3 protein-coding genes are annotated in these 3,493 nt (G+C 62.2%); 2 read left to right on the top strand and 1 reads right to left on the bottom strand.

Annotated elements, in window-relative coordinates; all coding sequences use genetic code 11:
• Positions 1–35: 35 nt before the first annotated feature.
• A complete protein-coding gene (locus BN1233_RS40955) occupies positions 36–509 on the top strand; it encodes a DUF2269 family protein (protein WP_046869428.1) in 474 nt (157 codons plus the stop codon).
• Positions 510–1,095: 586 nt separating this feature from the next.
• Here the strand turns inward: BN1233_RS40955 and BN1233_RS40950 are convergent.
• Entirely contained in the window at positions 1,096–2,277 is a 1,182-nt protein-coding gene (locus tag BN1233_RS40950) for a D-alanyl-D-alanine carboxypeptidase/D-alanyl-D-alanine-endopeptidase (RefSeq protein WP_046869427.1), read from the bottom strand.
• Between the two features lie 572 nt (positions 2,278–2,849).
• Here BN1233_RS40950 and BN1233_RS40945 point away from each other — a divergent pair.
• Positions 2,850–3,290 (top strand): nuclear transport factor 2 family protein, encoded by a 441-nt coding sequence (locus BN1233_RS40945; protein WP_046869426.1) that lies wholly within the window; start codon positions 2,850–2,852, stop codon positions 3,288–3,290.
• The last annotated feature ends 203 nt before the right edge of the window (positions 3,291–3,493 follow it).

Here is a 3,493-nt window from a genome sequence, read left to right as displayed (position 1 = left end):
AATCTCGTCGCCCTCGCGGTCCTGAGCGATCGCTGATGCTCTACTTTGCGCTCAAGTACCTGCACGTGATCGGGGCGACCGTGCTGTTCGGCACCGGCGCCGGGATCGCCTTCTTCATGCTGATCGCCCACCGAACCGGCGATCCGATCGTAGTGGCCGCTGTCGCACGGATCGTCGTGCTCGCCGATTTTCTGTTCACGGCCACGGCCGTCGTTGCCCAGCCGCTCACCGGCCTCGCTCTCGTCCAGCATGTCGGCTACTCGATCCGGGACGGCTGGATCGTACTCTCGATCCTGCTCTACCTTATCACCGGTGCATTCTGGCTGCCGGTCGTCTGGATGCAGATGCGCATGCGCGATCTGGCGGCCGATGCAGCACGACAGGGCCAGCCGCTGCCGCGCGCCTATCACAGGTTGTTCCGCGTCTGGTTCGCCTTCGGCTTCCCGGCCTTCGCGGCCGTTCTCGCCATCTTCTGGCTGATGATCACCCGGCCGTCCTTGGGACTCTGACCAAAGCTACACAGGATTCCTACGCAAGCAAATCGCGGCTCCAAGCCGGGTCCTCGGGAGATCTCGATCAACAACTCACCCAAAATCGGCACTGCCACGCGACAAGGGGAATGAACCAGCAAAGGCAAGGCACTCCGGTCGCGCAGGGCACTTCGTTTGTTTCAGGCTATGCGGTCGTATCGATCCGGCATTCGGTAGCAAAGACCACCGATGGTTTGGGAAGCAATTGGCCCAAAAAGATTTCAGGCTCTATGACCACACGGGATACTTCGCGAGGCGGGAACGACAACGAGTGATTTGAGGCTCGCCCGATCACAGGTGATCTCCAAACCCGTTGGCCGTAGAGACGGTCTGAAGAAGGTGGAGAAGCGGACGTTCCTTGGGTCCATTCCACGACTGAGGTTGACCCAAACCCTATGTCTGGAGTTGGCTGAGATTTGCCTCTCCACTTTGAGGTGCCCAGGGTATCAAAGCGGACCATGCACTCATCAGCGCCCCGTGCGGCGTCCGGTCTCGGAGCTCAGTAGCCGCCATTGCGGACTTTTAGGACGCGCGGACAGTTTCGGCTCGGCGGGCGCGCGTGTGGCTACAGCTCGGACTGGATGGCTTTGAGTAGCCGGAAGCGCATCGCGCCATCATTGCTGGTGAGTGCGATCACGAAGCGAACACGGCCATGCTTCGACGTGTCGGCATAGCCCGCCAATGTGCGGACGCCGGGAATGCTGCCAGTCTTGAAGTGGGTGCCGTCGCCGCTTTGGAGCAGGGTGGCATGGGGCTCGAAGAGATGCAGAAACCGGGCAAGGCCGCGGGCCGTGAAGCGGTTGCCGCTACTGATGCCCGAGCCTTCCTTGAGCTGGATGGACTCCGCGAGGCCGTGCCTGACAAGCATCTCGTTCGCGACCTGGAGCGACTTTTCGAGGCTGACGGGCCCGCCCAGGCGATGCCCGCCGATCTCCAGGAAGATCTGGTTAGCGATGTAGTTGTTCGAGCCGAGGAGCAGCTGGGCAAGGATCGCCGAGAGGGTGCGTGATTGCCGGTGAATATAGACCGGCTCCAGGCCCTGGGGCACGGCTCCGGTCGAGATCTTGCCTTCGACTTTGCCGCCGGCTCTCTCAATGAAGGCGGCGATCAGCTCGCCGGCATAGTGCAGGCCCACTGTAGGGTCCTGGGTAAGGCTGATGCGACTGCGACCTTGGGGAGCCCGCGCAAGGAACTGGCTGACAGCGAGCGGTGTGATCGGGGTCTGCTCCTCGGCGGAGCGGACCGTCTTGCCCTTGCGCACGGCGTGGATCGTGTTGAAGTTCACCGCGAGCGCGGAGTTCAGCGCGTCGTAGGCCTCGTCAGTGTCCTCGATGCCTGGGATACGGATGTCGGCGGGGTAGTAGCTCGCGTCCAGCACAATGCCGCTGAGCGGCTGCTGACCAATAGCGGCAACCAGCACCGACGCGAGCTGAGCCAGCTCTTCGGAGATCAGAAAGGGATCGCCGCCACCGCGAATGTAGAGCATCCGGTCGCCGTCCAGGTAGAAGCGGGTCTCGAAGCGGTAGTCGGCGCCCAGGACTTCCATCGCCAGCCAGGCGGTCACAATCTTGGCGACGGAGGCAGGCACGAAGGGTCTGTCAGTGTTCTGAGCCACCAGCTCGTTGCCCTTTTCGTCCACCACGAGCACAAGCCCCGACGTAGCAAGGGCCGCGAGCTTCTCCTTAGCACCCGCCAGGGCTTGGGCCGGCAGCAGGAGCAGCGCGCAGGCAAGTAGGTGAGTCCACATAATGACCCCAGCCAGTGCTCTCCGATTCGTCTTTACCTTGCTTCTCGGAAATTGGCTCAACATGGCGCTATGGTCTCATTGGCCCAAATGAGAGGCCGGGATTGTCCGATTTCGCCACTGACTGGCGCTTATCAAAGTAATGTCCGATTGTGGGCAAAGTGTCATCGTTCGGGAATGGCGAATCTGGGCGCAATGCGGACCTGATTGGGCCCGTGCTCTGAGGTCTCCATTTGTGAAGGGTTTCGGACCGAAGAGCTTGGTCTGATTTGCCGCGTAAGAACTGACGTTTGCCGCGCGATCGAAACGTGTCAGTTTGACACTTTGCAGTCGTTTGCGGATGGTTGGTTAAATGTCGACGATAGGCAGCAACCAGTCGCTGGTGTTCCCTGCCAATTCTGCGCGTATTGCGTAGAAGGCGTCGTTCTCGTTCGGACCTCCGCCGAAGAAGGGGCCCTATCACTGTTTGCCGCTCATTACCTCCAGGGTAATCGACCGCTCTCCTTTTCCTAGGCAGGATCAAGCACATCAACCGGACCCCGCCGGGATCCGGCCACAACAGCAAGGAGAGCACTATGTCCGTCAAGTTCACCGCCAGCGCGGAGAGTTCCGTCGCCGAGGCCACCCGGGCTGTCGTGCAGGAATTCCTTGCCGCCCGGCTGGCCGGGGACACCGGGCGGCTCGTCGCGCTCTTCGCCGACGAGGTCGACTGGCTGCTCGCCGAGAACCCCGCCGCCCCGTGGATCCGCCCGCGGTCCACCGCCGCCGAATGCGCTGCTCAGTTCAAGGAATTGATGGAGCACACCGTGCCCGAGGACGCGCGCGCCTCGGTCGACACCTTCCTCGTAGACGGCACTGACGCCGTCCTGATGGGGCACGTGTCGGGGACCGTACGCGCGACGGGGAAGTTCTTTGCGGGTCCGTTCGCGCTGCACCTCACCGTCGAGAACGGCCGGATCACCCGACACCGCCTCTACGAGAACAGCCTGTCGATCGCCGAGGCCTGCGCCCCGTGAGGGCGGCGGTCGCGCGCCGAAGGGCTGTGCCGCGGCGGCGCGGGCAATGCATGTCGTATGACCCTAGAGGATCGAAGCGTGACGTCGATGTCGCGACCGCGAAATGACCGCTCTTGGCACGAAGCTGAAGATGTTCGGATTTCCGTATTGAAGTCGAATACAGTCGTTCATGCGAACGGCCATGCTGGAGCTCCGTGCGAGCA

It is taken from the genome of Microvirga massiliensis (assembly GCF_001006805.1).
Taxonomy (GTDB): domain Bacteria; phylum Pseudomonadota; class Alphaproteobacteria; order Rhizobiales; family Beijerinckiaceae; genus Microvirga; species Microvirga massiliensis.
The sequence above is the reverse complement of the archived record's forward strand: the minus strand, read 5'-3'. Positions and strand labels throughout refer to the sequence as shown.